The sequence below is a fragment of the Roseateles sp. P1_C1_2 genome (genome assembly GCF_056406535.1).
In genome coordinates this window covers 1-26,371 of the sequence record NZ_JBFUAB010000005.1, presented here as the reverse complement: position 1 = coordinate 26,371, position 26,371 = coordinate 1, and the positions used below count along the sequence as shown (strand labels likewise).

Sequence of the window (26,371 nt, the reverse complement as noted above, 5' to 3'; positions counted from 1 at the left end):
TCCAGCAGCGGAGTCGGCGCAACTGAACCGGCGAGCGATGTCATCGCTGCCGCACGAAAAAGACGGTCGAGACGATGGGCACGCCGTCGGCCACCAAGCCGAGATTCCACAAGCCAGGTTCCTGCTCTCCAGGCGCGTCGAAGGTCCATGTAGCGCTGCAAACGCGAGGCTCCACGCAATCAGCGCGATGCGCAAGGGTCTTGCGGAACTCGGCCTGCCGCGTCTTCGCTACGCAAGCCGGAGTTGACGGGCCGCCAGACCAGTTCCAGCTGCTTGATCAATTGAGACTTGAATCTCCAGGCGTACCGAAATCCCACTTGGCGATCAAGACCCGCGTCAACAGTCTTCGCATCCGTTTCCCCTTCCGGCTTTTGCACGCCGGACCAGAGCAAGACCGGGGCTTGCGGTGGGTCAGTCGGCATCAGCCGCTTGATGGACAAGCTGACATCCTGGACAAGTTCTCTGCCCGAAGCTCGTCCGAGGGCAACCTTGGGCCCCTCAAAGTCCAGGTGCCAAAGCACGTCCTCGCCCTGAGCGCATCTGACGCTTTGGATGAACTTGACCGAACCGCTCTTGACGATGCGGCTGCTCACCGCCTTGCCGCCCTGTGAATCACAAAGGCCCTTGGCCTCTTGCACAGCATCAGCTGCCGCTATCGCGGCCGGGTTGGCGAAGGTGACGGGTTGAGCATTCGTGGGCATGGGCGTTGCCACCGACGTGGGTTCGCCGGCGTGTTTGCTGATAAGCCGATCCAGTTGTTGCTCGACCGATTCCGCGGCATGCGCCGACAGGGCGGCCACCATCCCGATACCAAACGCAATCGCTCCGGGTTTCACTTCTTGTCCACCACCGTGATCTCCCCTTCGGCTTTGCCGATGCCCCTCACCTCCGGCCGGTACATATCCTCCGCAAACGTCGCCGGCACCACGTACTTGCCCGGCGTCACCGCGCGCACCAGATAGAACAGCTCCAGCTGCTGGCCCAGCGACGCGGCCGCGACGAAGCGGTCGTCGCGGTACTCGGTATGCACGATGCGCTCGTTCGCATTGGCCTGAGCGATGTTGACGCCGTCCACCGTGAACTCGCCGGCCTTGGGGCCCTGGCTCAGGTTGAGGTTCTCGATCTCGAAGCCGGCCGGGATGCGGTCCACCACCAGGCCGTCCTTGATGGACTGCGGGGCCTTCACGCGCAGGCGCACGATGAACATCTCGCCGGTGGTGAACTGGCGCGCCGTCACCGGCTTGCCCTCGGTGGTGAACATGGCCCGTTCGACGGCGATGCGGTCGCTCGTCGGCGGCAGTGGCTTCACCGGGTAGCCCTGGGCCGTCACGTCCAGGTAGAGCGGCGCGGCACCGTCGTTCTTCAGCGCGATGCCGGACTTGAGCTGGGCCAGCTCGAAGCTCTGCTGGCCCGTGCCGGTGCCCGTCCACGCATCGGCCTTCGCGCCCACACTCAGCGAGGCCTTCCAGGCGTCGTCCTTGCCCGCGCCATTGGTGGCGGCCTGCACGGCCAGGAAGAGGGCCAGGCGCTCCTGCGTCGAGTAGTAGTTGCGGCGGCTGAAGTCGTCGGACAGGTCGAACAGCAGGTTCTCGCGCCGCTCGTGCGCGACCTTGTGGCGCAGCAGCAGCGCATAGGCCAGGGCACGGTCGCGCACGCGTGAGCCGTAGTCGCCCAGCCATTGGCTCCACCAGTAGTTGCCGGGGTCGTCGGGCTGGTAGCCGTAGCTGCGGGCCATGGCGTCGTCCAGGGCCATCTTGGCGCGGCCCTCGTCGCCCATCAGCTTCAGCGCCAGGCCCAGGTGCACCAGCGGCAGCGGCGACAGCGCATGGCTGCGGTACTGGTCGTGCAGGGTGCGCAGCGTGGCCAGCGGCGCCTTCTGCTCGCGCGCCAGGATGTAGCCGGCGTGGGCGGCCTCGGCAAAGCGCTGGTGGGCCATGCGCAGGACCTCGGCGTCGCGCCAGTCCGCCACGCGGCCCTTGTCGTCGCGGCGGATGTCCTTGGCCGGCGTGGTCTGCTGGCCGGGGCTGCGCTGGAACTGCTCGAGCAGGTTGTCCAGCGAGCGCTTGAGCATGGCCTCGGGCACGTTGAAGCCCGCATCGCGCGAGTCCTGCAGGAAGCCGGTCACATAGGACGACAGCCAGGCCTCGTAGGGGCTGCTGGCCTCCCACAGGCCGTAGCCGCCCTTGGGCTGCTGCATGCCGGCCAGGCGCGCGAAGGCGCCCTCCAGCCGCTTGGCGCGTTCCTCGCGCGGCACCGGCGTCATGCCCCAGCGCTTGGCGGCCTCGTCGTCGATGAAGACCAGCGGGTAGGCGCTGGACGTCGTCTGCTCCAGGCAGCCATAGGGGTACATCAACAGGCCCTTGACCTGCTCCTTGATGTCGATGGGCGGCGTGTTGGAGACGTTCAGCGCCACGCTGGCCGAGCCGGCCCAGAAGGCATCCAGCAGGGCCTTGTCCAGCGCCTGCGTGGCGCCGGGCTCCAGGCGGATGCGGCGGCTCTCGCGCACCAGCGGCGTCACGGGTTGCACCTGCAGCGCCGCCTCGCGGGTGATGCTCAGCGGCCCCGCCGTCACCTTGACCTGGATGGGTGCCAGGCCGGACGCGTCCAGCGCCTCGGCCTGGAACTTGAGGATCTGGCGCTGCTTGTCGGCCAGCTTGATCACCTCGGCGCCGCCGCTGATCTTCAGCGGCCCGCTGGCAGACACGGCCACCTTGACCTCCTGGGGCGCCCCGCTGAGGTTGGTCACGTCCAGCGCGATCGTGGCCTTGTCGCCGGGCGACACGAAGCGGGGCATGTTGAGCTCGGCCACCAGCGGCGCGGCCACCACGGTCTCGGCCTGAGCGGATGCATAGCTGTCGGCGCTGGACACGACGGCCATCACGCGCAGCGTGCCGTTGAAGTCGGGCAGCTTCAGGTTGACCGTCGCCTCGCCCTTGGCGTCCAACTGCACGGGGCCGCTGAAGAGGTCCACCAGCAACACCTTGCGCGGCATGGACTGGGTGTCGCGCTTGCTGGCGTCGCCACCGAAGCGCTGCTTGGCCACGTTGCCTTCCATCTTCTCGATGAGGCGGCCGTAAAGGTCCAGCATGTCGGCGCCATAGCGGTGCTTGCCGAAGAAGAAGTCCTGCGGGTCGGGCGTCTTGAAGTTGGTGATGTTGAGAATGCCGACGTCCACCGCACTGACGGTGACGATGGCCGCCTTGCCGGCGAGTTGAGGCACCTTGACGCTGACGGGCAGCGGCGTGGACGGCAGCACCTTGGCTGGCAAGCTCAGCGCCAGCTTGGGTTTGCGGTCCTCGCGGTTGAGCGGCAGGTGCACCAGGCCCAGGGCCCGCGCCGGCGTCACCTTGTCGCCCTGGCTGCCGGGGCGGAAGGCGGCGACGGTCACATAGAGGTCGTGGCGGCTCCAGTTGGCGTCGGCCGAGATGGGGATCTCCACGTCCGTGCCGCTGGCCTTCACGCTGACGCGCTTGGTCCACAGCACGCGGTCGCCTTCGACGGTGACGATGGCCTCGCCATCGTGCGGCGGCTTGATGGCCAGCTTGGCCACATCGCCCGGCTTGAAGGGCGCGCCCTGCAGCTTGAGCTGCACGCGGTCGGGGCGGTTGCCGATGTCGTCGGCGTCCTGGGCGCCGTAGCCGGCGTAGAAGGCATAGCGCAGCGTCTGCTGGGTCTCGGGGTCTTCGATCTCCAGGCGGTAGCGGCCCCAGCGCACGGGCAGGTTGACGGTGGTCTTGGCGGCCAGCTTCAGCGTGCGCGCCTCGACGAGTTCGTCGGTGCTGTTGAAGCCGGAATTCCAGCCGCGGCCATCGTCGTAGCGCCAGTACCAGCGGCGCTCCTCGTAGGTCAGCGTCAGCTTCAGGTCCTTGGCGGGCTTGAAGGCGCCGCTCGAATCCACCCGCACCACCTCGAAGCCGGCCAGGCCGCCCTCGGGTGCCACATTGCGGTCGAACAGGGGGCGCACGCCAACCAGGGCCGCGGCCGGCCACCAGGTGCGCTCCAGGCTGCGCACCACCGGCCGGCCGCCGGACTCGAGCAGGCTGAAGGAGCCGCGCACGCGCATCGGCGAGCTGCGCTCGGCCAGATTGGCCGTCAGCGCGACCTCGGTCTTGCCCTCGGCGTCCAGTTCCACGTCGGCCACGTCCTGGCGCGAGCGCGCCTTGTCGTCGTCGAAGTCGCCGAAGATGAAGCCGGGCAGCTTCTGGCCCAGCGGGTTGGTCACGCGCTCGGTGGCGACCGTGGCCTGCAGCCGGTTGCCGGCGGCGGGCGCGCCGTAGAGGTAGTCGCCCTGCACCTGCACGGGCAGGCTGACCTCGCCCAGCAGCGTCGCCTCCGACGCCGTCAGCTTGAGCTTCATGCGCTCGGGCAGGAACTCCTCGACCTTGAAGGCCCATTGCGCATCGGGCTGCTTGGCGCCGGGGTCGACGCGGGCCTGCAGCGTCCAGCCACCGGTGGGCGCGTCAGCCGGCAGCGTGATGGTGTGCTGGTAATAGCCCGAACCAGTCTTGCCCGGCTGCAGCAGCTGCTCGGCGAGCTTGCTGCCGTCCGGCTTCTTGACGGTCAGCGTGATGGGCAGGGGCTTGGCCAACGGCTTGCCGTCGGCGTCGCGCGCCAGCACCGAGACCTGGAAGCTCTCGGCCGGCCGATACAGGTCGCGCCCGGCATAGGCGAAGAGCTTGTTGCTGCGCGAGGGGTGGCCGGTGGCGTCGAACTCGCTCAGGTCCAGGGCCGCGTCGTTCAGCGACAGCACGGACATCTCCTTGCCGCCGCCGCGGCGCGCGAGCACGGCACGGGCCTTGTCGCTGCTGCCGGTGAAGACGGCATGCCCCTCGCTGTCGGTCTGCGCCTGGGCCAGGGCCTTGCCGGCCTCGTCGACGAGGCTGAGCTCGACGCCCGACAGCGCGCCGCCGCTCTTCAGCGAGGTGGTGAACACGTCCAGCTGGGCGGCATGGCGGCGCAGGTGCAGGCCGATGTCGGTGACGTAGTAGTGCGTGACCTGGAAGTCCCAGCCGAAGCGACCGGGCTGGTTCATGATGGCCACGTAGATGCCGGGCTCCTGCAGCTCCTTGATGCCCTCCACGGGCAGGAAGCTGACGTTGCGGCGATTCGGCCGCGCATCGGTCGTGAAGCGCCCGAGGTAGACGCTGTCGGACATGGCGCGCAGGCGGTCCAGCTGCCAGCCGCCCACGGTGCCCTTGAGGCGGCGCTGGTTGTCGCCATAGCCGTCGTAGTAGTAGCCGCCCTCGCCGTCCTCCTCGTAGGTGTTGGCGCTGYGCTCGCGCCGGCCGCTCACCTGCTCCAGGAAGGCCGGCAGCGAGGCCGGCTTGATGCGCAGGAACTGCACATCCACTTCGGGCGTGTTGATGGTCACGACCGGCAGGCCGCCGTTCTGGCCGGCCGGCAGCACCAGGCCCTTGCTGGCGAAGTAGTAGCTGTCGGGCATGGCCTCGCTGGCCTCGAAGCAATGCTGGGGCGTGGCCAGCTTGGCGCCGGACTTCGCGGCCAGCTCGGCCTTCATGGCGATGCGGTAGCTGCGGTCCGGCTTGACGAAGGGCAGGTAGAGCACCCGCGGGTTGTCGCCCAGCACCCAGCGCGCGTCGACGGGCTTGAGCGTGTTCTCCAGCGGGAAGGTCTTGGTGCTGCCCTGGACCTTGGGCGCGTCGCCCTCCTGGGCGCTCACCAGCTTGTCGAAGTCTTGCTTGCGGTCCAGCGCCTGCGTGAACATGACGGCAATGGCCGGCGAGCCGTCGAAGAGCCGCGCCTTGCATTCGGTGAAGGCAAAGGCCGTCTCCTCCGCGCCGACTTCGGCAGTGCTGGGCAAACCGGGCCCGGACTGCTTCTGCGCCACCCACCAGCCCGCGCCCACCACCGCGCCCGCCCCCACCAGGGCCATGACGGCCTTCTTCCACGCAACCATGGAGATCCTCCCTGCAATTTGACGGGGAGTTTAGGCAGCGATCAGCGACTGTCCACGGAAGGTTTCTTCTCGAGCGCTGCACCCAGGGGTGCCGCGTTTCGTCATCAATAGGTAGCTCGCCGTCCTAGGGGGGACGGCGCCGCATCTATTGCCCGCCCTGCGACGCAAGCGTAGAAAAGCCTCGGGCCCGGATGTGCCGGGCAGTCTCGAGGAGTGGCTCCATGAATCTCCGGCATCTCCTGGTGGGCCTGACCGCCCTCGGCTGCGCCTTCGCAGCCTGCGCAGGCACGACCGTCGCCAGGACGTCGGCCAGCGCGCTTGGCACGCAATTCGACCCGCCCGTGAACGATTTCGACAGCGGCACGTTCAGCTCCTCTTCATCGGCCAGCGGCAACGGCGCCGGCGGCACGGCTGATGCCTCGGTGGCCCTGGGTGTCATCAAGCTCTACGCCTCCAGCTTCGGCGGCGCCGGCAACCACCTGGGCACCGCCTTTGCCGAAGGCGTGTACGGGGAGACCCTCACGATCAGCTCGGCCGGGCTCAACGGCACCCAGGCGCGCGTCACCATGGGTGTCACGCTGCAAGGCATGATCGACCCGACCGGGGGCGGCTATTCCTCGGTGAACTTCTCTTTCAACGGAGCCGGTTTCCTCGGCAGCTGGGGCGCCCACTCCGACCCGGCATTCCCGGGCGGGTTCCCGGTCGACAACGTGAGCGCCGTGGCCGGCGGCCCGCTGTACTACTCGGGCATCCACAACATCAAAGTCACCATCACGCTGGGCACGCCCTTCACCATCACGGAGCGGCTGACGCTGTCTGCGGGCAAGATCGACTGCTTGAGCGACGTGCAATGCAGCACCAGCGAAGCAGCCTCGGTCACTGCTGATTTCGGCCACTCTTCGTACTGGAACGGCATCTCGGCGATCTCGGTGCTGGACGCCAGCGGTGTGTACGTGCCGGCGGACATGTCCCTCTTCGCCGTCACTTCGCCCTCGGGGCTGAACTGGGCCCAGTCCTTCGCGCCGGTGCCGGAGCCGTCCTCGTTGTGGCTGATGTCCCTGGGTGGCCTGCTGGCCGCCTGGCGATACCGTTCGCTCGCCCGATCCCACCCGCAATAGGCGCATTTGCACGCCTGAAGGGAGCCTGGTGCGGTACTCGATGCCCAGCTCTTGCAGATCCTGACAAGCAGCCTGGAACGGTAGGCGCTGCAGCAGGCCGCTTGATGGTCACGCCCGACGCTTGAAGAGAGCGGAGCGGATTGATCCACCATGTTGGACAAAACACGAAGGAAATGTTCATAATGGTGGACATTTTGAGTCGAGTGACCTGTCCCGATGCCCAGTAAACCGCCGGTCGTTTTCCCCCAGGAGCAGCGTCTTCTTGCTGCTCTTGGTGAGCGGCTGCGCCTGGCGCGGCTGCGCCGCAAGCTCAGCTCCATGACCGTTGCGCTCCGGGCCGGAATTTCTCGCTCCTCCCTTTACAACGTGGAGGCTGGCGACCCCGGCGCGACACTTGGGACCTATCTGAGGGTGCTCGCCGTACTGGGCCTCGAGAAAGACATCGAGTCGCTCGCGGCCGACGACCAAGTGGGCCGCAAGCTTCAGGACTTGGCGTTGGAGCCCAAACCCGCTCGAAAGCACGGCGCCATGCCAGCGTCCTCGCCGAGAGGCTCTTGATGAGCGGCTCGAACCTGGAGGTCTGGCTCGACTGTGATCTTGAAGACGCGCGGCGTGTAGGCACGCTGTCTCACGATCGCGGCCAGGTCCGTTTCGTCTATGAGCGAGACTGGCTGAAGGACCCGGTGGCATTTTCGGTCGATCCCGATTTGTCCCTCGGCGACCAGCCCTACTTTCCGAAGCCAGAGCTGGGCAACTTCGGCATCTTCCTGGACTCGTCCCCGGACCGCTGGGGCCAAACGCTCATGAAGCGACGAGAAGCTCTGCAGGCGAAGGACGAAGGCCGAATGCCCCGGAATCTCTATGCCTGGGACTTCCTGATCGGCGTTCAGGACCTCACGCGTCAAGGCGGGCTGCGATTCCGCCTGGAGGGCACCGAGGAATTCCTCGGCGCCGAAAAGATGGCCGCACCCCCCGTGACCAACCTGCGCGAGCTCGAGGCCGTGGCCACGTTGCTGACGAGCAAGCGCATCGACGATCTTGACGCGCTGCGTCGGTGGCTGGCCGTGCTGGTGGCGCCAGGCGCTTCATTGGGCGGGGCCAGGCCGAAAGCGAACTTCGTCGAGCAGGACGGCTCGCTCTGGATCGGGAAATTCCCATCGCGTGACGATGACCGAGACATAGGCGCCTGGGAGGCAGCCGTCCACACCATGGCCAAGAAGGCCGGTGTCAGTGTCCCAGCCGCCCGCGCGGTCAGGTTGAACAGCGAGTTCCATACCTTCTGCGTCCAGCGATTCGATCGCGCCAATGGCAAGCGACATTTCTATGCGTCCGCCATGACACTGCTCCGCCGGGAACAGAGTGAGGGCGCGAGCTACCTTGAGCTCGCCCAATTCCTGAGTGCCGGTGGAGACCCTGCATACGTCGCCAGCGACCTCAAGCAGCTGTTCCGTCGAGTGGCTTTCAATGTCGCCGTCGGCAATCGAGACGATCACCTGCGCAATCACGGGTTCCTGCTCGGCAAAGATGGCTGGAGGCTGTCTCCTGCCTTCGATGTCAACCCGAACGTCGACAAAGCGGAGCATGTGCTCAACATCGACGATGTCGACAACCGCCCGAGCATGAGCACGGTGCGGTCGACAGCTGCGTTTTATCGACTCACGGACGCCGAGGCAGGCGCCATCGTCGAAGAGGTGGCGACCGTGGTCGACCAGTGGCGCGACGTTGCCCGTGCCGCGGGCATTTCCGGCGCGGACATCGAGGTCACGGCCGGCGCCTTCTCGGCTCACAGTGAGCACAGGGCAGATGCACTGATTGCCATGTCGCAACCGATGGCCGCGGCCAAGTCTCGGCGATCAACGATCCGGTAGCAAAGCTCACTGGCTGGCGCGGTGTTCGCAGCACCGAGCCTGCTTGTCGATACCTAGTTCCGCCGCTCGCCGCGCGCGCTGATCGAGCCCATGCCCGACACCGAGCGCTGCACCGACGGGTTGCCGAAGTAGTCCACCGAGCCGATGCCGGAGATGTGGGCGCCCAGGTCGTCGGTGACCCACAGCACCACATTGCCCAGGCCGCTGACGTTGACGCGGGCGCTCTTGGCCTGCAGGCGGTCGGCGATGACCTTGCCCTTGCCGGAGATCTGCAGCGCCAGGTCGTCGACGCGGCCGGCGAGCTGGCCGTCGCCGGCGCCGGAGATGGTGAAGACGAGCTGCTTGGCCTGCAACTGGTCCAGCCGCACATTGCCGGCGCCGCTGATGCTGAGCTTGAGCTGGTCGGCGCGCAGCGGCCCGGGCGCCTGTACGTCGCTGGCGCCGGAGACGGACAGCTGGCGCAGCTCGCGCATCTCCACCTGCACGAAGAGCTTGCCGCTGCGCCAGATCTTCCAGCCACCGCTCGGGCGGATGACGAGCTGGCGGTCGGCCAGTTCGACCTCGACGCTCTTCTGCACCTCGTCGTCGCCAGCGATGAAGCATTGGTCGCGGTCGCCCTGCACGACGACCACGCGCGCGGCGCCGGCCAGMTCCAGCCGGTCGAAGGCGCCCGGCGCATAGACGCGGCCGGGTTCGGGCGGCATCGGCGGCACGGGCCGGGCCATGGGCGCCGGGTGGGGCGCGGGTGCCGCATGCGGCGCAGGCGCCGGGCTGGCCGGCGGGGCGGGCTGGGCTGGCGGTGGCGTCTGGGCCTGGGCCAGGCCGGCGGCGAGCAGCAGGCTCAGCAACAAGGTTCTCATAGCGACTGCTCCCTCAACATCTTGGACACCTCGCGGTTCGCCGTGATGCGCGTGCCGTCACGCAGCTGCACGACGAGCTGGGAGTTCTCGTCCGGGGTCATGTTGTCCACGAAGTCCAGGTTCACGATGCAGCCGCGCTGCACGCGCAGGAAGCGGGCCGGGTCCAGCCGTGTCTCGAAATCGGCGATGGGCAGGCGCACCAGGAAGCTGCGGCCCTTGCTGGTGATGGCGGTGTATTTGTTGTCGGAGCGCAGGCACTCGATGGCGTCCACCTGCAGCGGGAAAATCTTGCCCTGGTCGCGCACCAAGAGGCGCGTCAGCGGCGCGTCGGGCGCAGCGCCCAGGGCCTGCGCCACGTCGGCGGGGCTGGGCGAGGCGTCGCGCAGCACATGGGCCACGGCCTCGTCGAAACGCTCGCGCGAGAAGGGCTTGAGCAGATAGTCCACCGCATGCAGCTCGAAGGCCGTCAGCGCATGCTGGTCATAGGCCGTCGTGAAGATGATGCGCGGCTGGTGGGCGTCGCCCTGCAGGGCCTGCACCACCTGCAAGCCCGTCAGGCCGGGCATCTGGATGTCGGTCAGCACCAGCGCCGGCTTCAGCGCGCGGATCTGTGCCAGCGCGTCGTCGCCGTCCTCGCAGACAGCCACCAGCTGCAGGCCCGGCGTGGCCTTGACCCAGTCGGCCAGGGCTTCGGCGGCCAGGTGTTCGTCTTCGGCGATGAGAACGGTGGTGGTGTTCATGTCTGCGGGATAAACAAGTCGACGCGAAATCCCGCGCCGGGAGCGGTGTGGATGCGCAGGCGCGCATTGCCTTCGTAGTCCAGCGCGAAGCGCTTCTTCAGCGCCGCCAGGCCGACGCCGCGGCGCTGGCCGGGCTTGGGTTCCAGGGCCTCGGGCTCGCAGCCCGGGCCGTCGTCGGCCACGGCCAGGTCCAGGCCATGGTTGAGGGCATTGCGGCGCGCGGTGATGGTCACCTTGCCGCCGCCCTTGCGGTTGGCCACGGCGTGCAGGATGGAGTTCTCCACCAGCGGCTGCAGCGTCAGCGGCGGCAGCTCGTCGGCCATCACGCGTTCCTCCAGGTCCCAGTCCACGCGCAGGCGGGGGCCCAAGCGCAGGGCTTCCAGCGCCAGGTAGTCGCGCAGGAAGTCGATCTCGTCGGACAGCATCACGCGGTCCTCGGCGCCGCGCTTGGTGTCCAGCACATAGCGCAGCATGGACGAGAACTTCAGCAGCGAGGCCTCGGCGGCGGCCGGGTCCTTGCGGGTCAGGGCGATCAGCGAGTTCAGCGTGTTGAACAGGAAATGCGGGTTCAGCTTGCCGCTGATGGCCGACAGCTCGGCCTTGGCCAGGGCGCTTTCGGCCTGGGCTGCATGCACGGCCGCCGAGCGCGCCGCGCGCGACTGCAGCACGGCCGTGAAAGCGGTGGCGATGGTGGCGTAGACCACGAAGCCCCACACCGAGCGCCACAGGATGCCCGCCAGCAGCACGGCGCCGGCGTGGTCGGTGCCGAACAGGGCGGCATTGACGGCGAACTCGCCGGCCTGCCACAGCGCCGAAAACGACAACGCCGCCATCGCGTGGGCCAGGGCGGTCGCGGCCGGGCCGGCGTCGGTGCCATGCAGGCGGCGCGCCACCGGCCAGACGGCGATGCCCAGCAGCATCGGCGCCCACAGCATGGTGGTGGCCTGGTAGACGGCCAGCCAGAACGGATCCAGGCCGCGGTCGAACTCGCTGCCGGCCAGCACGAACATGCACCAGGCCAGGGCGCAGGCGCCGGCATACGCCAACCAGAGGCGGCGGTTGCTGTGACGGGGGCCCGGGGAGTTCATGGCTTCATCTTAGGGAGGCCTGCCGGCCGGGCGGCGGGTGGGGAGACGAAGTGCGGGCCCCGAGGTGCGGGATGCGGTCTCCGGGGTGTTGCTGACGGGCTTTGGCGGGGTCGCCCGGCATAATTCGCACCCTTCCCCATAGAAATCCGGACGAGCGTCATGGCCAGCGTCAACAAAGTCATCATCATCGGCAACGTCGGCAAAGACCCCGAGGTTCGCTACAACCCCAGCGGCGGCGCATGGGTCACCCTCAGCCTGGCCACCACCCGCAACTGGAAGAACCGCGAGACCGGCGAGCGCCAGGAAGAGACCGAATGGCACCGCGTCGTCTTCAACGACCGCCTGGCCGAGATCGTCGGCGAGTACGTCAAGAAGGGCCGCCCCCTCTATGTCGAAGGCCGCCTGAAGACCCGCAAGTGGCAGGACAAGGAAGGCCGCGACACCTACACGACCGAGATCATCGCCAGCGAAATGCAGCTGCTGGGCGGCCGTGAAGGCGGCGGTGGAGACGAAGGCGGCGGTGGCGGTGGCTACAGCCGCGGCGCTGGTGCTGGTGGTGCTGGCGGCGGCGGTTACGGCCGCGGTGGCGACGACATGGAAGGCGGCGGCGGTGCTCGCCCGGCCGCCCGTCCGGCTGCTGCCCAACGCCCCCCCGCTCCGCGCGCGCCGGCTGCGGCGCCCAAGGCGGCGACGGGGTTTGACGATATGGATGACGATATTCCGTTCTGACAAACCAGATTTTCCGAATTGAATTGAAAAGGCCCACAGCACATGCCGTGGGCCTTTTCGTTTCGCACTGTCGAAATCTCTACAGCTATCGCGCACCGCATATGAGCAATCGCTCCTTCGCCTTCCTCATCCTTCTTTCTGTACTGGTTGCCGGATGCGGTCTTATGCCACCTGCGCCAAAGCAAATGCATGCAGGCCCAGCGCGGCCGATGAATGAGGTCGCGATAATCTCCGAAGGTTCGAGGCTGTGGCGCCACGTGTATCAGATCGACGGCGAACACGTGGTGAACCCAGCCATCGGCGGCGCCCCTTTCACTCAAGGCTTGCTCGTTTTGCCGGGGAGCCGACGCGTGAAGGTGAAGTATTTGAATGTCGATAGTTTCAGCGCTGGTACTGTTACTACGGCAAAGGCTGAGACGGAGATCGAACTTGAAGCGAAGGCCGGTCACACATATGTACTGATGGGGCGGCGCGCGCAATATGACTACATATTTTGGTTCGAAGACAAAGGCACCAATTACAAGCAAGAGTGCCTTGCTCCTGAGCCGTACGCGAAAAAGTACATCAAAGGTGAGGATGTACCCGGCTGCTGAACGCAAGAATCCATTCTTGAGAATCGCGAGCGGCGACCTCGCAGCCTAGGGCGCCTTGGCCGCCACCTGCCGGTGGTCAAAGCTCAGCACCCGCGCCAACCGCCAACCCCCGGCCTCGCGCTTCCACAGGTGCACGAATTTCGCCTCCTCCGAGCCCGGTTCGCCCTTGCGAGTAAAGACGTGCCGGCCCGTCTGCACGGCGCCGTAGCCCTGCATGGGATAGACCTCCAGGCTGCCCGGCACCAGGGTGCGGGAGACGCCGTTGTCGCGGGGGCAGGATTTCATGACCTTCACCGCCTCGCCAAAACTGGCCCCGGACTTGTCGTGATAGAACTCGGCGTCCTCGGTGAAGAGGGCCCGGAACTTGGCCGCATCGCAGGTCAAGAAGGCGGCCTCGAACAGCGCGGCGTCCATGCCGGCGAGTTCGTCATAAAGCGGCCCGGAGCGGGCCGTGGCGTCCTGCGCAAGGCAGGGGAAGGCCAGGGCGGCCGAGAACAGTCCGGCCATTAGCCGCGTCAGAAGAAGGCGCATGAGGGTTCCTTGCAAAGCCTGCAATGCCGGCAGTTTGCAAAGCGCAACGATGGCCTGCGACCGGTGGACGACGAACCGTGCCAGCCGAAGCACAAGCCGTTGATCCGGCCGACAGGCCGCGCGCCTAGACGGGATCCAGCTTCACCGTGATCCGAGCCGCATCCGTCAATGTCGGCGGGCATTCACCACGCCGGCCGGCGTAGGAGCCCTGGGCCGTCACCTTCAGCGGCACATAGCCTGGAGCCGAGACAGTGAAGGACTGGTCGCCCGTCGCCGCCGAGAAACCGCATGGCAGCGTGCATTCGAGGGTCTTGCCGACCACCCGGACGTTCAAGCTCCGCTGCGTCGACACGAACTCGGCCGGGAAGCTCAGACCGTTGGTCATCAGATCGCTCAGGATGACCACCGGAATGGGTGCCGACGTGGCGGCGCTCTGTACCGAGGCGAGGATGAGCGCGGGCCCCTCGGTTTCGACGTTGGCCGTGCAGACTACCGATTCCTTGTTGTCGCCCCCGCCTCCACAGGCGGTCAGGCCGAGAAGCAGAGATGCCAGCGCGAGGGCCGATGACAGACAGAGATGACGACGCATGCCGGTGGTGGCCTGCGCCGCGGAAACCGGCGCTCGGCCTAACGATTCAGATGGGCGGCGATATTAGCCAGGATTGCCGCAAGGCATCACGACAGCTTGCGCGGCTTGCCAACAGGTCCCACCTGGCGAAGCAGCAGCACCCTGAAGTCGTTCTGAGCCTGCGGCGAATCGAAGCATCGCTTGGGGATCAGATGGAGCAACGCGTCGGACTGGTAGATAACAAAGACGGTCCTGCTTTCCCGCCATCGATAGATGTTCTCCCAGGGCAGCAGGCCGCCGCCGGTCGCGGTGCTGAACTGGAGGCCGGCCACACCAATTTCGACCGATGCCGGCTCTTGCAGGGAGCGCTGCTGCGTATACAGGCGTCGCACCTTCCAGGGCAGGTAAAGCCAGTACCAAGCGGGAATGTAGGCGATCGCTGCCAGGCAGAGCACATCGGTCCAGCCACGCTCTTGAAGACGCCAGGCGTACAAGGTGAAGACCACCGCGATCAGGGCCAGGACGACGATCAGCCCGCCCAGCACGGCAAAGGCAGGGCGAGGCTTCATGCCCGCGCGAATCGCGGACAGGTAGTCGTCGGAACTGATCTGAATCTGCATCAAGCCGCCTTCGCGTTCTCCACTCGCTTGCGATACCGCAACGCCAGCGTGATCAACGGGCTGGTCATCGCCGTCGTGGCCAGGGCCATGATGAGCAGGATGGTGAACATGTCGGGCCCGATGAGGCCGACGTCCAGGCCGACCTTCATGACGATGAGCTCCATCAGGCCGCGGGCGTTCATCAGCGCGCCGGTGGCCATGCTCTCGGCACCGCTCAGGCCAGCGATGCGGGCGCCCAGCCAGCCGCCCACCAGCTTGCCCACCGTCGCCACGCCCACCACCAGCAGCATGGCGCCCAGTGCGCCGCCGGTGAAAGCCGAGTGCGTGGTCGACAACCCGGCGAGCGCGAAGAACAGCGGCATCAGCAGCACGATGGACAGCGGCTCGATGCGCTGCATGACCGACTGCAGCAGGCGGTCGTCGCGCGGCAGCGTGGCGCCGAACAGGAAGGCGCCGAACACGGCGTGCAGATGCAGCCATTCGGTGGCCGCCGCACAGGCCAGCAGGCCCAGCATCAGCGCCGCCAGCACGCCCAGCGACGGCTCGCCGTCGGGCGCCCGCGCGGCCAGCAGGCGGGCGTACAGCGGGCGCACGACAAGGTAGAGCACCGCGAGGATCACCGCCGCGCCGCCCACGATGCGGGCCAGGCCGGCGTAGCCTTCGCCAGCACCGGCCAGGGCGACCACCAGGGCCAGCAGGATCCACGCGAACACGTCGACAACGGCGGCGCCGGCCAGGGCCAGCTGGCCGAAGCGGGTCTGCGTCATGCCGCGGTCCTTGAGGATGCGGGCCATGACGGGAAAGGCCGTGATGGAAACGGCGGCCGTCATGAACAGCGCAAAGGGCCAGAAGCCCACACCCGCCGGCGCCAGGCCCGGATGCAGGGCCGGCGTGATGGCCAGCGCCAGGGCGGCCGGCGCGATGACGCTGAGCAGGCCGACGCTGCCGGCCGCACGCAGCTGCGAACGCATTCCGCCCGGCGCGCGAATCTCCAGGCCGACGACGAACATGAAGAGCACCAGGCCCAGCGTGGCCAGCGCATTCAGGCCGCCGAGCAGCGGTTTGGCGAACAGCTGCGCGTGCATCTCCGGCAGGTAGAAGCCCATGACGGCCGGGCCCAGGACGAGGCCGGCGGCCATCTCGCCCACGACTTGCGGCTGCCCCAGATGACGCAGCAACCAGCCGCAGCCGCGGGCCACGCCGAGGATGACGATGAGTTGCAGGAGCAGGGTGGTGGTGGACATCAGAACGCAGCACAGCGCGCGGTTGGGCGCCGAATTTTAGGCGGCCACTCCGCAGCGCTCAGCCCGCTCGAGCCGCACTCGGCGCATGCCCGATGACGCGCTTGAAGGCCCGGCTGAACGAGGCCTCGGACTCGTAGCCCAGCCGGTCGGCCGCCGTCGCGACGCGCATGCCGTCCTGGGCGATCCAGCGCCGGGCCTGGAACATCTTGACCTTGGCGACGTATTTGGCCGGGCTCTCGCCCAGGGTGCGCGTGAAGGCCTCGGCGAAGCTGGAGCGCGAGGCGCCCATCAGCGCGGCCATCTCGGGCACGTTCCAGTCGCGCTCGGGGTCGGCATGGATGGCGGCGATGACCTTGCCGATCTTGGGGCAGCGCACGGCCGCCACCCAGCCAGTCGAGTCGCTGCAGCCGCATTCCACCCAGGCGCGGATGATGCTGGCCGCCAGCGCATCCGCCAGCCGGGCCAGGATGCCGCAGGCGCCGATGCGGTCCAGCGCCACCTCGCGCTCCATGGCGTCCAGCAGGGCCGGCACGGTGGCGTCCTTGTTGGCCAGGTCGCCGGCCAGCATGACGGTGGGCATCATGGCGATCAGCGGGTGCAGCGGGTCGAGGTTGAAGCGCAGCGCGCCGCAGAACATCACGGCGGGCGGCGGCTCGCTGGGCTGCGGCGGACCGAAGTGCTCGCCGCCCACGAGGTAGATGTTGTCGGCCACGGCCACGCGCGACAGGGTGTCGATGTCCACCGTCGGCACGTCCGGCGCGCTGGCCAGGATGTGGAAGCTGCCATGGGGCAACAGCACGGCGTCGCCTGCGTTCAGGCGCTGCCAGTCGGTGGCCGCCGTGCGCAGCCAGGCGCCGCCGCTGGCGACGAAGTGAAATCGCGCCGCGGCCTGGGCGGGAAAAGCCACGGCCCAGGGAGCGCGCATCAGGCAGCGGCCGTACTCCACACCGTCCAGGCGCAGGCCCAGCAGCACCTGGGTCAGCGTGTCGGGCACGCCGGGCTCCGTCTCGAGGCCCTTGGACGAAAAGTCAAGCATCTCGGCTCTTTCGGCATTCAAACGCCGGAATCCTATGCCTAGCATGAGACCGTTAGCCACTCCAGGGTCTTTGTCGTGTCGTCCTCTCCCTGCTCCCAATGCCTAGACGCGGGCGCCAATGCCGCTCCCGTCCCGGCCGTTCCCCCGCTACCCGCCCCCACCCACCATTGGCCCGCCATCGGCTCACTGACGCTGGGCGTCTTTGGCCTCGTCATGGCCGAGTTCCTGCCGGCCAGCCTGCTGACGGCCATGGCCGCCGACCTGGGCGTCAGCGATGGCGCGGCCGGCCAGGCCGTCACGGCCACGGCCCTGGTCGGCGCCATCGCCGCGCCTTCGCTGCCGCTGCTGACGCGCCGGCTGGACCGCCGCGTCGTCATGCTGGCCTTCACGGTGCTGCTGCTGCTGTCCAACGCCCTCGCGGCGACGGCCAGCAGCCTGGGCCTGCTGCTGGTGGCGCGGGTGATGCTGGGCGTTGCCCTCGGGGGCTTCTGGTCGATGTCGGCGGCGCTGGCGCTGCGGCTGGTGCCGCCGGCGCAGTTCGCGCGCGCCATGTCCATCATCCTGACCGGCGTGTCGGTGGCCACCGTCTGCGCGGCGCCGCTGGGCGCGTGGATGGGTGACGTCTGGGGCTGGCGCAGCGCCTTCATCGCGGCCGGCGTCGTGAGCCTCGTGACGCTGGTCGTGCAGGCCGCCACCCTCCCGCCCCTGCCGCCGCGTGACAAGCCCGACCTGCGCGTGCTGGCCGAGCTGCTGCGCCGCCCGCCGGTGCGAGTGGCCCTGCTGGCAGTGCTGCTGGTCGTCTCCGGCCACTTCGCCGGCTTCACCTACATCCGGCCGCTGATGGAGCAGGTCACCCACCTGTCGGTCGGCGCCATCTCCGGCGTGCTGCTGGGCTATGGCATCGGCGGCTTCTTCGGCAACTTCGCCGGTGGCTGGCTGGCCGGGCGCAGCGAGCGCCACGCCATCGTGGCCGGCGGCGTGCTGATCGCGGTGCTGGCGGCCAGCCTGCTCGTCGCTGGCAGTTCAGCCGTGGTGACGGCCATCGCCATCACGCTGTGGGGCTTTGCCTTCGGCGCCTTCCCGGTCGGTTTCCAGACCTGGATCGTGCGCGCCGCGCCCGACCAGGCCGAAGGCGCCGGCGGGCTGATGGTGGCGGGCTTCCAGATCGCGATCGCCAGCGGCGCCATCGGCGGTGGCCTGCTGGTGGACCGCATCGGCGCGCTGGGCGGCCCGGCCTTCGCCGTCGTCGCGTTGACGCTGGGCACGTTGCTGACGCTGCGCCATGGCCCCCGTCCGCTTGAAGCAGCCCCTCGCCCAGTCGCGCCGCGCTGAACGCGGGCGCACCCGGTCGGTCCCCCGAGGGGACGGCGATGCATGCGGCGTCGAGCCGCATGCACATCGCCAGCGCGGGCCGGCTAGGGAGCGGCCCGGCGCTCGGCCCGCAGTCACACATACGAACGGAGAACAGACATGAACCGCCGCCTCACCCTCGCCGCCTATCCGCAGGGCCTGCCCGGCGCGGAGCACTTCCGCCTCGAGACCCAGCCCGTACCGGAACCGGCCGACGGCCAGGTGCTGCTGCGCACCCTCTACCTCTCCGTCGACCCCTACCAGCGCAACCTGATGGCGCCGGTGGGCCCGGGCTATGCGCCGCCGGTGCCGCTGGGCGGCGTCATGGTGGGCGGCACGGTCAGCCGCGTCGTCGCTTCACGCCATGCCGGTTTCAAAGAGGGTGAGCTGGTGCTGGCCAACGCCGGCTGGCAGGACTACGCCCTGTCCGATGGCAGCGACCTGCTGGGGCTGGGCGATGTGAAGCAGCCTTCACATGCGCTGGGCGGCCTGGGCATGCCGGGTTTCACAGCCTATGTCGGCCTGCTGGACATTGGCCAGCCCAAGCCGGGCGAGACCATCGTCGTCGCCGCCGCCACCGGCGCGGTCGGCGCGGTCGTCGGGCAGCTCGCCAAGCTGAAAGGCGCCCGCGTCGTCGGCATTGCCGGCGGTGCCGACAAATGCCGCCATGCCGTCGAGGTGCTGGGCTTCGACGCCTGCCTGGACCGCCATGCGCCGGACCTCGCCGAGCGACTGGCGGCGGCCTGCCCGCAGGGCATCGACGTCTATTTCGAGAACGTCGGCGGCGATGTGCTGGCCGCGGTACTGCCGCTGTTGAACGTCAGTGCCCGCGTGCCGGTCTGCGGCTTCATCTCGCACTACAACGATGCGATACCCGCGCCCGGCCCCGACCTGGCAACCGTGCTCGCCAAGCGCGTCCGCGTTCAGGGCTTCATCATCCTGGACCACTACGGCGCGCGCTTCGACGCCTTCCGCCGCGACATGAGTGCGTGGTTGGCTTCAGGGCGCATCACGCTGCGCGAGGACATCGTCGAGGGCCTGGAACAGGCACCCCAGGCCCTGGCCCGGCTGCTGCAGGGCGGCAACTTCGGCAAGACCGTCGTGCGCGTGGCTGAAGGCTAGGCCATCACGGCTTGGCCAGTGCGTCCAGCGCCTTCAGCGCACGTTCTAGTCCGCCCTTCTTCATCGGGTGCTTCTCTGCAGGCAGCAGTTGCTCGATGGCCAACCGCTGGGCGAGCGCCAGGGGCGCGATGACCGTTTTACCGCTCAACTGTGGGTCATCCGTGGGTGGAGCACTGCCGGACGGGCGCGCAACATCGGCGGCTCCATCCCACGATCAGGAGAGCCCCATGACTGCTGCGGCAAGCCAGCGCAATCGCCTTCCCACGCTGCTGGCGCCCGCCCTGGCGCTGGTGCTGTCGGCCCCCGCGTCTGCCACGGTCTGCCCGACCGCGACCTTCGACCAGATCCTCGCGCTGGGCAACTGCACCATTGCAGGCTCCAACTTCGATTTCACCCAGCGGCAGCTGCCATCGCACCCGGTCTGGAACAACGGGCCGTTTGCCGGCAACACGAAGCTGGCGCCGGACGCTGCGGCGATCGTCTTCACGCCCGACAGCAGCCCCGGCAGCATCGGCTTCACGCTGGCGATGGACTTCGGCGTCGTGGGCCAGGCCTCCCGCTTCGACCCGTTCGCCCAGACGGTCAAGACCGGCAACTACATCGATGCGACGCTGGCCTACTTCAGCATCACCAACGCGGCGGGGATGGGCCTCAGCGGCTACTCGGTGACGATGGGCAACGTGGTGGTCACGCAGACCAACTTCGACGCCATCGTCTACGCCAATCTGAACAGTGCCACTGCGGCGGTCAACAACGCCGGGTTCACGCGGCTGACCGAGGCCATCGACTATGGCGTCGTGCTGCCGGGCACCTTGCTCTACGCCGCCAACTTCAAGGCCTACGAGTATTCGCCCGACGCCGCACATGGGGCTCGCTTCGGCACCGTCAGCTTCGAATTCGCTCAACAGGCGTTGGCGGTGCCGGAGCCCGGCACGGTCCTGTTGTGGTTGGCCGGGCTGGCGGGCGTCGCCTGCATCGCGCGTCGTCGCGCGAGCTGAAACCAACGCGCCTGACGTTGACCTCAGGCCGCTTTCTTGCGGCTGGTGCCGCCCCTCTTCGCCGGCGCCTTGGCCTTGCCGCTCAGGCTCTGGCGCAGCAGCTCGGTCAGGTCGACGACATTGCTGCCGCCTGCCTCGGGCGCTTCCTCGAAGGGTTTCACGGTCGCCTTCTTGCCGGCCTTGGCCTTGGCCTTCACCAGCGCATGGATGGCGCTCGTGAAGTCGTCCTTGAACTTCTCGGGCTTCCAGGCCGACGTCATCTGCGCAATGAGCTGCTGGGCCATCTTCAGCTCCGCGGGCTTGACGCCGGCAGCACCCGCCTTGGGCAGCTCCAGCGCGTCAGGTGAGCGGATCTCCTCGGCCCAGCGCAGCGTGCCCAGCATCAGCGCTGGGCCGGCGGGGATCAGCGCGGCCAGGTGCTCCTTGTTGTGCAGTACGAAGCGGGCGATGCCGATGACGCCGGCGCTCTCCAGTGCCTCGCGCAGCAGCGCATAGACGCGATCGGCCCGGCCATCGGGCGCCAGGTAATAGGGCTTCTCGATGTAGACGAAGGACACGTCCGCCGCCTTCACGAAGCTCTCGATCTGGATGGTCTGCGTGCGCTTGGGGTAGGCCGCCTTGATCTCGTCGTCTCCCTCGAGCTTCACGCCCTTGACGATGTGCTCCTTGGCAATCTCCTTGCCGGTGCGCTTGTTGATGCGCTTGTAGCCCACCGGGTCCATGCTGCGCTTGTCCAGCCAGTCGAAGTCGATCTCCTGCTCCTGCGTGGCGGTGTGCAGCGACACCGGCACATGCACGAGGCCGAAGGAGATCGCGCCCTTCCAGAGGGCGCGCGGGTTGGCGGCGGCCATGCGGCGTGGGCCTCAGACCCAGACGGCGCCGTAGTGCGCGTAGACGTCGCGGCCGAAATCGTCGGTGTAGTCGGGCCGCTCGTCCTTCGCATAGCGCGGGCCGGTCTTGAGCTGTTCCATGTCGAGGTTGACGACATAGCCGTCCTTCTCGGTGTCGTAGGTCAGCATGCTCCAGGGCAGCGGGAAGCGGTCCGCGCCCAGGCCCAGGAAGCCGCCGAACTCCAGCGCGGCATAGCGGACATGGCCGTTGCGCTTGTCGATGACGAGGTCGTCGATGGCGCCGAGCTTTTCGCCGGCGAGGTTGTAGACGTTGGTCCCTTCGACACGTGATGCCGAAATGGTGGGATGCAGGCTGACGCTCATGGCGGCTCCTTGATGGCTGTCGAATCACTATCCGGCCTGCCGCCCCGCTGTGCCGTCGGCGTGACAGACGTCTGCCTGTAGGTGGGGGCTGACCGCCGCGGCGGCTTTCAGCAGAATCCGCCCCTCATGAACACCCTGATCGCCCTTGTGCTCGCCGCCGCCGCCGTGAACCCGCCGCTGCGCTGGACGCCCGAGCGCGTCTCGACGGACCAGTACGAGGCCTCGCCGACCTTCACGCCCGATGGCCGCAGCATGGTCTTCATGCGCGCCGACAAGCAGTTCTCGACCTACCGCCTCATGCAGTCGACCTGCGGCCCGGCCGGCTGGGGCGAGGCCACGCCCGTGCCCTTTGCGGCGCCGCCGCCCGCCAACGACGCCGACCCCTTCATCACTGCCGATGGGCGCCAGCTCTGGTTCGTGTCGTCGCGGTCCTTCCCGGGCAAGCAGGGCGATGACCTCGACATCTGGGTGGCCGATGCGGACGGCCGTGGCGGCTGGCTGGCGCCGCGCCGCCTGCCCGAACCCGTCAACTCGCCGCAGGCCGAATTGCTGCCGCGCCTGCTGCCCGACGGCCGCCTCTTCTTCGGCTCTGACCGCCCTGGCGGCCTGGGCGGCAACGACGTCTATGTCGCCAGCCCGCAGGCCGACGGCAGCTGGCGCGTCGGCAACCTCGGCGCACCGCTGAACAGCGCGAAGAACGACTACGAGATCGAGATGTCCCGCGACGCCAGCCAGGCCGTCGTCGTGTCCGACCGCGAGGGCCGCTCGCATCTCTATCGCTACGCCAGGGCGGGCGAGGGCTGGCAGCCATTGGGCCGCGTGGCGGCCCGCGACGATGTCTTCCAGGTCGGTCCGCTGCTGTCACCCAAGGGCGACCGGCTGCTGTTTGCGCAGGCAGACGGCGAGCGCTCGGGTGAACTCTTTCTCGCCGACCTGACCCCCAACCCCGACCGGTCCTGGCCACCCGCCTGCACCGGGAGCAAGCCATGAACCTCACACGCCGCACCCTGGCCGTTGGCCTCGCGACGACGACACCCATCGCAGGAGCCGCCATGGCCGCCAACAAGACCCGCGCCATCAACGCCGCCGAAGCACCCGCCCCATCGGGTGGCTATGCGCAGGCCCTGGAGGTGAAGGCGCCGTCGCGCCTGCTCTTCATCAGCGGCCAGATTCCTGTCGACAAGGCCGGCGCCGTGCCCGCAACCTTTGCCGCGCAATGCCGTCTCGTCTGGGCCCATATCGACGCCCAGCTGAAGGCGGCCGGCATGACGCTGGACCACCTCGTCAAGGTCACAACCTATCTCGGCGATCGCAAACACGCATTGGATAACTCCGCCATCCGCCGCGAGGTGCTGGGCGCGCGCAGCCCGGCACTGACGGTGCTGATCGCCGGCATCTACGACAGCGACTGGCTGCTGGAGATCGAGGCCATCGCGGCCGACTGAAACCGCTCAGGCCGGCTGCGGCACGCAGGCAAACGCTGCCAGCAGCGCCTCGTGCAGCGCATCCGGGTCCAGCGGCTTGGTCAGGAAGGCGGCCAGCCCCAGGCGCTCGCAGCGCTCGCGCTCCAGCGGCATGGCGCTGGCCGTCAGCGCCAGCACCGGCGCCGCCAGGCCGGCCTCGCGCAGGCGGCGCGTGACCTCGAAGCCATCCATGTCGGGCAGGTGCAGGTCCATCAGCACGGCGTCGAAGGGGCCGCTGGCGGCTTCGCGCAAGGCGCTTTCGCCATCGGGCGCCACGGCAACCTGCAGCGCGCCCTGGGCCAGCACGGCCAGCGCGATCTCCTGGTTGACGGGGTTGTCTTCGACGAGCAGCACGCGCCGGCCGTGATGGCGCATGCGCAGCAGGTCGGCGGGCGACAGGCGCAGCGACTGGCCTTCCTCGAAGCCGCGCGGGCGATGGTCGCGCGCCAGCCGGGCCGTGAACCAGAAGCGCGCCCCCTGGCCGGGCCGGCTGGACAGGCCGACCTCGCCGCCCATCATCTCGGCGATGCGTCGCGTGATGGCCAGGCCGAGGCCGGTGCCACCGTGGCGTCGCGCGATGGTCGCGTCGCCCTGCTCGAAGGCGCTGAAGAGGCGGCCCGCCACCTCGGGGCCGAAGCCCGGGCCGGTGTCGCTGACCTCGAAGCGCAGCCGCACCGCGTCGTCGCCGGCACCGACATCGTCAGGCAGTTGGGTCACGCTGAGCACCACCTCGCCGCTGTCGGTGAACTTCACCGCGTTGGCCACCAGGTTGAGCACGGCCTGGCGCAGCCGCGTCGGGTCGCCGAGCAGGCGCTCCGGCAGGCCGGTGGCGCACAGGCGCAGCGCAATGCCCTTGGCCTGGGCCTGCGGGCCGAACAGGCTGAGGGACTGCCGCAGCAGCTCGGGCAGGGCCAGCGGCAGCTGCTCCAGCTCCATGTGGCCGGCCTCGATCTTGGACAGGTCCAGCACGTCGCCGATCAGCGTCATCAGATGGCCGGCAGCGTTTTCCATGGTGGCCAGGCGCGCGGCCTGTTCGGCATCGGTCGCCGAGCGCGACAGCAGGCGCGACATGCCGACGATGGCATTCATCGGCGTGCGGATCTCGTGGCTGATATTGGCCAGAAAGGCCGACTTGGCCTCGCTGGCCGCGCGCGCCTCGGCCGACGCCCGCTCCAGCGCGGCCGTGCGCTCCTGCACGCGCACCTCCAGCTCTCGGCGGGAGCGTTCCAGCGCGTCGATGGCGCCGCGGCGGTCGCTCACGTCGAGGTGGATGCCGAGGGCGCGCAGCGCGCGGCCGTCGGCATCGCGCTCGACGACCTGGCCAGCATCCAGCACCCAGATCCAATGCCCATCGCGGTGGCGCAGCCGGTGCTCGCAGCGGTAGCTGTCGGTGGCGCCGCGCAGATGCGGCAGCAGCGAGGCGTCGATGGCGGCCCAGTCGTCGGGGTGGACGAGGGCACGCCAGCTGTCCAGGTGGGGCTCGATCTCGTCGACGCGGTAGCCCAGCATCTCGGCCCAGCGCTCGTTGACGTGCACCCTGCCGCTGGCCACCTGCCAGTCCCACAGGCCCAGGGCCGCGCCGCGCATCGCCAGCGACAGCTGCTGCTCGCTGCGCGCCAGCCGCTCGGCATCCTGGCGCTGCTCGGTGACGTCGCGGGCGATGAGGTAGCGCGGTTCACCCTCGCCGGGCAGGCGGCCGCGGTTGACGCGGAACAGCCGCGGGCCGGCCGGCGTCTGCCAGGTCTCGACGTCGACATCGGTCGCGGCCCGCTCGGCCGGGCCGTCCAGCATCGCGTCCGGCAGGCGGCCGATGAGGTTGAGGCCGGGCAGCGGCGCCACGCCCAGGCCGCCCACGCGCGCGGCCTCGTCGTTGCAGACCAGGCAACGCCCCTCGGCGTCATGCACGATGACGGCGACGCCGGCATCGGCCAGCACGGCATTCAGCATCTGCAAGGCCTGGGCGCTCAAGGCATGGCTGCGGCGGCGCAGCAGGCGGGCGCCGCCGAAATCGCGCAGCCGGCGCCACCAGCGTGCCGGGCCCGCGGCGGGCAGGGGCAGGGCGCTCAAGCGGCGGCTCCCAGCGGGTTGGCGGCACTCATTGCCAGCAGGCGGTGCAATTCGAGATGAGCCCGCACGCGCGCCAGCAGCAGCAGCGGGCGCAGCGGCAGGCTCAGGCAGTCGCAAGCGCCCAGGCCCAGCGCCAGTTCCTCGTCACCGCCACTGGAGACGAAGAGCACGGGAATGGCTCGCGTCTCGTCGTCGGCGCGCAGCCGGCTCAGCAGGTCCAGGCCATGCTGGTCGGCCACCGACTCACCCAGCAGGATCAGGCCGGGCGCGGGCTCGCCGGCGGCCAGGCGCGCCAGGGCGGCGCCCGAGGCGGCGCTGCGCACGCGATAGCCGGCCTCGCGCAGCAGCGCGGCAGCGCCGTCGAGCGCGGCGCCGGCCAGCAGCAGCAGCGGCGACGCAGCGTCAGGTGGGTCAGAAATGAGCATGGTGCGCATCTTGTTCGTGCAATGCGGTCATGGCGAGGGGGTGATGAGGGGTTTCTGGCATCCCCGACACCGGCCATCAAGAATCCCCTACACAAACCTCATGGCGCCGTTACATCTCTTGACCGACAGTGGCCGCCTGGCCAAACAAGGGAGCAGGTGAACCATGCGCGACGACGGTGCCGTGACCCCAGGGGAGCATGAGATCGCTGCGGGCGATTTCGGTCGCGCCGCTGCCATGACCGCATGACCCGCGCCGCCCGGCCCAGCACCTCGCGCTTCGCGCTGCTGCCGGCTTTTGCCGTGGCGGCACTCACCTGCGTGCTGCTGGCCTTCGAGCAGCGCCTGCTCGGCGCCGAACTCATCGAACGCAGCCTGGTGCGCAACCAGCAGCGCGCCGACGTGCTCGGCCTGCAGCTGCAACTGGCGCTGCGGGACGCCGTCAGCCAGGTGCGCCTGCTGGCGCGCTCGCCGCTGCTGCGCCCCGGTGCGTCGCCCGAGCGGGCGCGGGCCGAGCTGGACCATCTCGTCGAGCGCTCGCCGCGCTTCGTCTGGGCCGGCCTGGTCGGTCTGGACGGCCAGGTCATTGCCGGCAGCCGCGGCTGGCTGGAGGGCGCCTCCATCGCGCAGCGGCCGGTGTTCAAGCGCGGCAAGGACGGCATGGTGGGCGACGTGCACGAGCCCGTCACGCTGGCGCCGCTGATGGCGCGCCTGCCCGGGGGCGTGCGCGAGCTCATCGACATCGGCGAGCCGGTGCTGGACGACGCCGGCGAGGTCGTCGGCGTCGTGGCGGTGCACCTGGGCCTGGACTGGGTCAACGATC

At 68.8% G+C, this 26,371-nt stretch carries 26 protein-coding genes; 11 read left to right on the top strand and 15 right to left on the bottom strand.

Annotation, left to right across the window (positions count from 1 at the left end; all coding sequences use genetic code 11):
- Nucleotides 1-179: 179 nt before the first annotated feature.
- Nucleotides 180-836, bottom strand: coding sequence for a hypothetical protein (locus AC1D2H_RS05945; RefSeq protein ID WP_478010258.1), 657 nt, complete (start codon nt 834-836; stop codon nt 180-182).
- On the bottom strand, nt 833-5,917 hold the full coding sequence (locus tag AC1D2H_RS05940) for an alpha-2-macroglobulin family protein (protein WP_478010257.1): 5,085 nt from the start codon (nt 5,915-5,917) through the stop codon (nt 833-835). The genes AC1D2H_RS05945 and AC1D2H_RS05940 overlap by 4 nt, the downstream gene beginning before the upstream one ends.
- Nucleotides 5,918-6,138: 221 nt before the next feature.
- Between AC1D2H_RS05940 and AC1D2H_RS05935 the strand changes: the two genes are divergently transcribed.
- From AC1D2H_RS05935 to AC1D2H_RS05925, 3 genes are all read left to right on the top strand, one after another.
- Nucleotides 6,139-7,035, top strand: coding sequence for a PEP-CTERM sorting domain-containing protein (locus AC1D2H_RS05935; RefSeq protein ID WP_478010256.1), 897 nt, complete (start codon nt 6,139-6,141; stop codon nt 7,033-7,035).
- A 216-nt stretch (nt 7,036-7,251) separates the two neighbouring features.
- Nucleotides 7,252-7,593, top strand: a complete 342-nt coding sequence (locus tag AC1D2H_RS05930; protein WP_477928916.1) for a helix-turn-helix domain-containing protein — start codon at nt 7,252-7,254, stop codon at nt 7,591-7,593.
- Nucleotides 7,593-8,903, top strand: coding sequence for a type II toxin-antitoxin system HipA family toxin (locus AC1D2H_RS05925; RefSeq protein ID WP_478010255.1), 1,311 nt, complete (start codon nt 7,593-7,595; stop codon nt 8,901-8,903). The genes AC1D2H_RS05930 and AC1D2H_RS05925 overlap by 1 nt, the downstream gene beginning before the upstream one ends.
- Nucleotides 8,904-8,956: 53 nt before the next feature.
- Here AC1D2H_RS05925 and AC1D2H_RS05920 read toward each other — a convergent pair whose 3' ends face one another.
- The 3 genes from AC1D2H_RS05920 to AC1D2H_RS05910 are packed head-to-tail and all read right to left on the bottom strand — an operon-like array spanning nt 8,957 to nt 11,591.
- Entirely contained in the window at nt 8,957-9,763 is an 807-nt protein-coding gene (locus AC1D2H_RS05920; RefSeq protein WP_478010254.1) for a head GIN domain-containing protein, read from the bottom strand.
- Nucleotides 9,760-10,503, bottom strand: coding sequence for a LytR/AlgR family response regulator transcription factor (locus AC1D2H_RS05915; protein ID WP_477928910.1), 744 nt, complete (start codon nt 10,501-10,503; stop codon nt 9,760-9,762). Before AC1D2H_RS05915 ends, AC1D2H_RS05920 begins: the two co-directional genes overlap by 4 nt.
- On the bottom strand, nt 10,500-11,591 hold the full coding sequence (locus AC1D2H_RS05910; protein WP_478010253.1) for a sensor histidine kinase: 1,092 nt from the start codon (nt 11,589-11,591) through the stop codon (nt 10,500-10,502). Before AC1D2H_RS05910 ends, AC1D2H_RS05915 begins: the two co-directional genes overlap by 4 nt.
- A 159-nt stretch (nt 11,592-11,750) precedes the next feature.
- On the opposite strand from AC1D2H_RS05910, the gene ssb reads away from it, so the two are divergent.
- Nucleotides 11,751-12,320: a single-stranded DNA-binding protein gene (gene ssb, locus AC1D2H_RS05905; protein ID WP_477928906.1), complete on the top strand. Its 570-nt coding sequence runs from the start codon at nt 11,751-11,753 to the stop codon at nt 12,318-12,320.
- 101 nt (nt 12,321-12,421) lie between these two features.
- Complete coding sequence (locus AC1D2H_RS05900) at nt 12,422-12,913, top strand: hypothetical protein (RefSeq protein ID WP_478010252.1); 492 nt, start codon at nt 12,422-12,424, stop codon at nt 12,911-12,913.
- Nucleotides 12,914-12,958: 45 nt separating this feature from the next.
- On the opposite strand, the gene AC1D2H_RS05895 is transcribed toward AC1D2H_RS05900, so the two are convergent.
- The 5 genes from AC1D2H_RS05895 to AC1D2H_RS05875 all read right to left on the bottom strand — a co-directional run bounded on the left by AC1D2H_RS05895 (nt 12,959) and on the right by AC1D2H_RS05875 (nt 16,912).
- Nucleotides 12,959-13,444, bottom strand: coding sequence for a nuclear transport factor 2 family protein (locus AC1D2H_RS05895; RefSeq protein ID WP_478010251.1), 486 nt, complete (start codon nt 13,442-13,444; stop codon nt 12,959-12,961).
- A gap of 124 nt (nt 13,445-13,568) precedes the next feature.
- On the bottom strand, nt 13,569-14,033 hold the full coding sequence (locus AC1D2H_RS05890) for a hypothetical protein (RefSeq protein ID WP_477928901.1): 465 nt from the start codon (nt 14,031-14,033) through the stop codon (nt 13,569-13,571).
- An 86-nt stretch (nt 14,034-14,119) separates the two neighbouring features.
- Nucleotides 14,120-14,632 (bottom strand): YcxB family protein, encoded by a 513-nt coding sequence (locus AC1D2H_RS05885; RefSeq protein ID WP_478010250.1) that lies wholly within the window; start codon nt 14,630-14,632, stop codon nt 14,120-14,122.
- The gene (locus AC1D2H_RS05880; RefSeq protein ID WP_478010249.1) at nt 14,632-15,876 is read right to left on the bottom strand and encodes a cation:proton antiporter; all 1,245 of its coding nucleotides are present in this window, start codon (nt 15,874-15,876) and stop codon (nt 14,632-14,634) included. The genes AC1D2H_RS05885 and AC1D2H_RS05880 overlap by 1 nt, the downstream gene beginning before the upstream one ends.
- 58 nt (nt 15,877-15,934) lie before the next feature.
- Complete coding sequence (locus tag AC1D2H_RS05875; RefSeq protein ID WP_478010248.1) at nt 15,935-16,912, bottom strand: AraC family transcriptional regulator; 978 nt, start codon at nt 16,910-16,912, stop codon at nt 15,935-15,937.
- Nucleotides 16,913-16,987: 75 nt separating this feature from the next.
- Here AC1D2H_RS05875 and AC1D2H_RS05870 point away from each other — a divergent pair, with 75 nt between their 5' ends.
- Nucleotides 16,988-18,244, top strand: coding sequence for an MFS transporter (locus AC1D2H_RS05870; RefSeq protein ID WP_478010247.1), 1,257 nt, complete (start codon nt 16,988-16,990; stop codon nt 18,242-18,244).
- A gap of 138 nt (nt 18,245-18,382) precedes the next feature.
- Complete coding sequence (locus AC1D2H_RS05865; protein ID WP_478010246.1) at nt 18,383-19,384, top strand: NADP-dependent oxidoreductase; 1,002 nt, start codon at nt 18,383-18,385, stop codon at nt 19,382-19,384.
- 4 nt (nt 19,385-19,388) lie between these two features.
- On the opposite strand, the gene AC1D2H_RS05860 is transcribed toward AC1D2H_RS05865, so the two are convergent.
- Nucleotides 19,389-19,532: a hypothetical protein gene (locus AC1D2H_RS05860; protein ID WP_478010245.1), complete on the bottom strand. Its 144-nt coding sequence runs from the start codon at nt 19,530-19,532 to the stop codon at nt 19,389-19,391.
- 79 nt (nt 19,533-19,611) lie between these two features.
- Between AC1D2H_RS05860 and AC1D2H_RS05855 the strand changes: the two genes are divergently transcribed.
- The gene (locus AC1D2H_RS05855) at nt 19,612-20,382 is read left to right on the top strand and encodes a PEP-CTERM sorting domain-containing protein (protein WP_478010244.1); all 771 of its coding nucleotides are present in this window, start codon (nt 19,612-19,614) and stop codon (nt 20,380-20,382) included.
- A gap of 23 nt (nt 20,383-20,405) precedes the next feature.
- Here the strand turns inward: AC1D2H_RS05855 and ku are convergent, their stop codons facing one another.
- Nucleotides 20,406-21,233, bottom strand: a complete 828-nt coding sequence (gene ku / locus AC1D2H_RS05850) for a non-homologous end joining protein Ku (RefSeq protein WP_478010243.1) — start codon at nt 21,231-21,233, stop codon at nt 20,406-20,408.
- A 12-nt stretch (nt 21,234-21,245) separates the two neighbouring features.
- The gene (locus tag AC1D2H_RS05845) at nt 21,246-21,596 is read right to left on the bottom strand and encodes a PRC-barrel domain-containing protein (protein WP_477928884.1); all 351 of its coding nucleotides are present in this window, start codon (nt 21,594-21,596) and stop codon (nt 21,246-21,248) included.
- 126 nt (nt 21,597-21,722) lie between these two features.
- On the opposite strand from AC1D2H_RS05845, the gene AC1D2H_RS05840 reads away from it, so the two are divergent.
- Together AC1D2H_RS05840 and AC1D2H_RS05835 are read left to right on the top strand one after the other, a co-directional pair.
- Nucleotides 21,723-22,586: a TolB family protein gene (locus AC1D2H_RS05840; RefSeq protein WP_478010242.1), complete on the top strand. Its 864-nt coding sequence runs from the start codon at nt 21,723-21,725 to the stop codon at nt 22,584-22,586.
- On the top strand, nt 22,583-23,041 hold the full coding sequence (locus AC1D2H_RS05835) for a RidA family protein (protein WP_478010241.1): 459 nt from the start codon (nt 22,583-22,585) through the stop codon (nt 23,039-23,041). The genes AC1D2H_RS05840 and AC1D2H_RS05835 overlap by 4 nt, the downstream gene beginning before the upstream one ends.
- A gap of 6 nt (nt 23,042-23,047) precedes the next feature.
- Here the strand turns inward: AC1D2H_RS05835 and AC1D2H_RS05830 are convergent, their stop codons facing one another.
- Nucleotides 23,048-25,126 (bottom strand): PAS domain-containing hybrid sensor histidine kinase/response regulator, encoded by a 2,079-nt coding sequence (locus AC1D2H_RS05830; protein ID WP_478010240.1) that lies wholly within the window; start codon nt 25,124-25,126, stop codon nt 23,048-23,050.
- A complete protein-coding gene (locus AC1D2H_RS05825; protein WP_478010239.1) occupies nt 25,123-25,551 on the bottom strand; it encodes a response regulator in 429 nt (142 codons plus the stop codon). Before AC1D2H_RS05825 ends, AC1D2H_RS05830 begins: the two co-directional genes overlap by 4 nt.
- A gap of 243 nt (nt 25,552-25,794) precedes the next feature.
- On the opposite strand from AC1D2H_RS05825, the gene AC1D2H_RS05820 reads away from it, so the two are divergent.
- On the top strand, nt 25,795-26,371 hold a 577-nt coding region (locus AC1D2H_RS05820; protein ID WP_478010238.1), incomplete at its 3' end, for a cache domain-containing protein.

What these genes read in the sequence shown, in the direction of transcription:
- AC1D2H_RS05935 (WP_478010256.1), top strand. Translation starts at nt 6,139, where the DNA reads ATGAATCTCCGGCATCTCCTGGTGGGCCTGACCGCCCTCGGCTGCGCC.
- AC1D2H_RS05930 (WP_477928916.1), top strand. Translation starts at nt 7,252, where the DNA reads ATGCCCAGTAAACCGCCGGTCGTTTTCCCCCAGGAGCAGCGTCTTCTT.
- AC1D2H_RS05925 (WP_478010255.1), top strand. Translation starts at nt 7,593, where the DNA reads ATGAGCGGCTCGAACCTGGAGGTCTGGCTCGACTGTGATCTTGAAGAC.
- AC1D2H_RS05915 (WP_477928910.1), bottom strand. Translation starts at nt 10,503, where the DNA reads ATGAACACCACCACCGTTCTCATCGCCGAAGACGAACACCTGGCCGCC.
- AC1D2H_RS05910 (WP_478010253.1), bottom strand. Translation starts at nt 11,591, where the DNA reads ATGAACTCCCCGGGCCCCCGTCACAGCAACCGCCGCCTCTGGTTGGCG.
- ssb (WP_477928906.1), top strand. Translation starts at nt 11,751, where the DNA reads ATGGCCAGCGTCAACAAAGTCATCATCATCGGCAACGTCGGCAAAGAC.
- AC1D2H_RS05900 (WP_478010252.1), top strand. Translation starts at nt 12,422, where the DNA reads ATGAGCAATCGCTCCTTCGCCTTCCTCATCCTTCTTTCTGTACTGGTT.
- AC1D2H_RS05895 (WP_478010251.1), bottom strand. Translation starts at nt 13,444, where the DNA reads ATGCGCCTTCTTCTGACGCGGCTAATGGCCGGACTGTTCTCGGCCGCC.
- AC1D2H_RS05890 (WP_477928901.1), bottom strand. Translation starts at nt 14,033, where the DNA reads ATGCGTCGTCATCTCTGTCTGTCATCGGCCCTCGCGCTGGCATCTCTG.
- AC1D2H_RS05885 (WP_478010250.1), bottom strand. Translation starts at nt 14,632, where the DNA reads ATGCAGATTCAGATCAGTTCCGACGACTACCTGTCCGCGATTCGCGCG.
- AC1D2H_RS05880 (WP_478010249.1), bottom strand. Translation starts at nt 15,876, where the DNA reads ATGTCCACCACCACCCTGCTCCTGCAACTCATCGTCATCCTCGGCGTG.
- AC1D2H_RS05875 (WP_478010248.1), bottom strand. Translation starts at nt 16,912, where the DNA reads ATGCTTGACTTTTCGTCCAAGGGCCTCGAGACGGAGCCCGGCGTGCCC.
- AC1D2H_RS05865 (WP_478010246.1), top strand. Translation starts at nt 18,383, where the DNA reads ATGAACCGCCGCCTCACCCTCGCCGCCTATCCGCAGGGCCTGCCCGGC.
- AC1D2H_RS05855 (WP_478010244.1), top strand. Translation starts at nt 19,612, where the DNA reads ATGACTGCTGCGGCAAGCCAGCGCAATCGCCTTCCCACGCTGCTGGCG.
- ku (WP_478010243.1), bottom strand. Translation starts at nt 21,233, where the DNA reads ATGGCCGCCGCCAACCCGCGCGCCCTCTGGAAGGGCGCGATCTCCTTC.
- AC1D2H_RS05845 (WP_477928884.1), bottom strand. Translation starts at nt 21,596, where the DNA reads ATGAGCGTCAGCCTGCATCCCACCATTTCGGCATCACGTGTCGAAGGG.
- AC1D2H_RS05840 (WP_478010242.1), top strand. Translation starts at nt 21,723, where the DNA reads ATGAACACCCTGATCGCCCTTGTGCTCGCCGCCGCCGCCGTGAACCCG.
- AC1D2H_RS05835 (WP_478010241.1), top strand. Translation starts at nt 22,583, where the DNA reads ATGAACCTCACACGCCGCACCCTGGCCGTTGGCCTCGCGACGACGACA.
- AC1D2H_RS05825 (WP_478010239.1), bottom strand. Translation starts at nt 25,551, where the DNA reads ATGCTCATTTCTGACCCACCTGACGCTGCGTCGCCGCTGCTGCTGCTG.